Below are 2,512 nucleotides of genomic sequence, written 5' to 3'. Positions count from 1 at the left end.
GGGGTTCTAGGGATTTTCCCCTCTAAAAAGACATAATCCTCTGTAGACCACACCAATAAATGGCTGCGGAGGTGGGTTACTACTTATAAGTGTGGCAAATTAGGTAAATATCGTACATTTAATACGGAACAGCCCTGATATGGCCATCAAAAACGAAATTACTATTCTCACGAGAGCAGAACAGGCAAATCTTATTCCCCACCCATTTTTTCAATCGAAGAACAACGTCTGTACTTTTCTCTGAACGATGCGGAATTGGCAGTTTTTCGGTCAATTCGTCTCAGAGCTCATAGATGTTACTTTGTCGCGATTTTGGGATACTTCAAATCAAAGCCCGTCATCCTAGATATCGCTTACTCGCAGGTTTCTAAGGATTTAATGTTCATCAGTAAAGAGCTGCTTGGCGGCAAGGGGCTCAGACCATTCACTCCCTCACAAAAACAAAAAGATCGACTCTACGCAAAAGTATTAGACCTTGCTGGTTATCACAAATGGGACGAAAGTCAGCACTTCAATTCTCTTTTCGACCACCTTGTTCAGGTGGGCAATGCCTGGCTGGAGCCGCGTTACCTCTTTGATACTGCTATTGAATTCCTAACCAGTCACAGCATTGCTATCCCTAGGTACACCGTACTCCAGAGACTGATAAGCAGAGCGATGCAGCAGGTCAGAAAAGACCTGGCGCACCAACTTAATCAACTCACCAGTCCTGAACTTCACGTCTTTCTGGACAGCATAACAGCCATTGATGACGGACTAAGCCTGAACCAGCTCAGAGGCGGTGCAAAAAGTCTGACCGTACCTGAACTTAAAAAAGAGCTTGCCCTTTATCATCAGTTAGCGCCATGGCGCACGCAAATCAATGGCGTTATCGATGGGCTTAATCTGTCTCTTAAAAATCGACAACACTTCGGTGAGCTCATCAACTATTACGGTAGTAAACTCAAACGATTCAAACGCGCACAGCAGCATCTATGGTTGCTATGTCACCTGACAGAGCGGATACAACTGGCACTGGAACGGTTAACTGATGGGTTCATTTACCATATCCGCAAGCAACAAGAAGCTGCCAACACCTTTGCACAACAAGCAGTGTTCCTGTCCTGGCAGTCAGCCGCGGACAATGTCACGAAAGCGGCAGAGTTACTGCATCTGTTTGTGGATGAGAACATTGATGATAATCAACCCTTCTCAGTAGTCAGACAACAGGCATTGAAGGTCATGAATGACAGGGATATCCAGACCCTCTGCCTTTACCTGAAAAAACAGAAACGGACCGTGGAAGAGTACCAGTGGCAACATTACGATGAACAATGCAATCTCCTGGAGCAACTGTTAAGGCAGGTGTTCTTGTGCCTTGAATGTGAGGCCGGTAAAGGCTCAGAAGCCGTCGTCGCCCAACTTCAACAGATGCAGACGGAAATCGCATTCGGTGGACCACTGAAGACGATGGATACGTCGCTCATCCCGAAAAAGCATCTCCCATGGTTGGTTAAACAGGATAACGTTAACCCGCAACGTTACGAATGGCTGCTCTACCGGCAGTTAACCTCACGACTGAATGGACGCATTTATTTGCCAAATGTTACCAAATACCGCGCACTGGAAGACGACCTGATCCCCCAGACATCGCAGGATACCTTGCTGGCCTCATCAACACTGGACAGACTAAAACAGCCCGCAGAGTTATTGTTACAGGAGAAACAACACCGGCTGGAAAGTGCACTCAAAGACGTTGCTCTCCATATTGATGAGGGAGACAATCGAAATGTGATCATGAAAAATCGTACCGGTACCCGCTGGCGTCTGCCGACCAAAAGCGCTACATCTCTGGTCAACAATCCCTTTTTTAAGCGAATGCAACCGGTCGGTATCGCGGATGTACTGCGGTATGTAGAGCGCGAAACCGGGTTCATGAAATGTCTGACTCATGTACTTCCGATACAAAAACAAGGGTTCACTCATCAGGATGATTTACTGGCCATTCTGATTGCCAACGCCACTCACCGTGGTGTGTATGGCATGGCGCAGATCTCCGATCGAAGCTATGAACACCTGAGTACGGTGCAGGCCAACTATATCCGGCCTGAAACGCTGCATGACGCCAGCGACGTGATCAATAATGCGGTTGCAGCGCTACCCATCTTCCGCCACTACCATATTCAGGAGGACCAGCTGCATGCCAGTGCGGATGGTCAGAAATTCGAAACCCATCTGGAAACCTTTAAAACCCGGTACTCCTCTAAGTATTTCGGCACCAACAAAGGGATCACGGCCATGACACTGGTGGCCAACCACAGCGCCCTCAATGCTCGGATCATCGGTTCCAACGAGCACGAATCACACTATATTTATGACCTGTTACAATCCAACAGCAGTGAAATCAAACCTGACGTACTCTCGACAGATACACACGGTGTCAATCATGTTAACTTCGCCTTACTGGATCTATGCGGTTACAGTTTTGCACCGCGATACGCGCAGTTCAGTAGTGTCATCAATGATCTGTTTG

1 pseudogene is annotated in these 2,512 nt (G+C 47.5%); it reads left to right on the top strand.

Going from position 1 to position 2,512, the window contains the following annotated elements:
* Positions 1 to 139 precede the first annotated feature (139 nt).
* Positions 140 to 2,512: pseudogene (locus tag GTH32_RS19060) on the top strand (Tn3-like element ISShfr9 family transposase); the annotation flags it as partial.

The organism is Alteromonas profundi, from assembly GCF_010500865.1.
Lineage (GTDB): Bacteria > Pseudomonadota > Gammaproteobacteria > Enterobacterales > Alteromonadaceae > Alteromonas > Alteromonas profundi.
The sequence above is the reverse complement of the archived record's forward strand: the minus strand, read 5'-3'. Positions and strand labels throughout refer to the sequence as shown.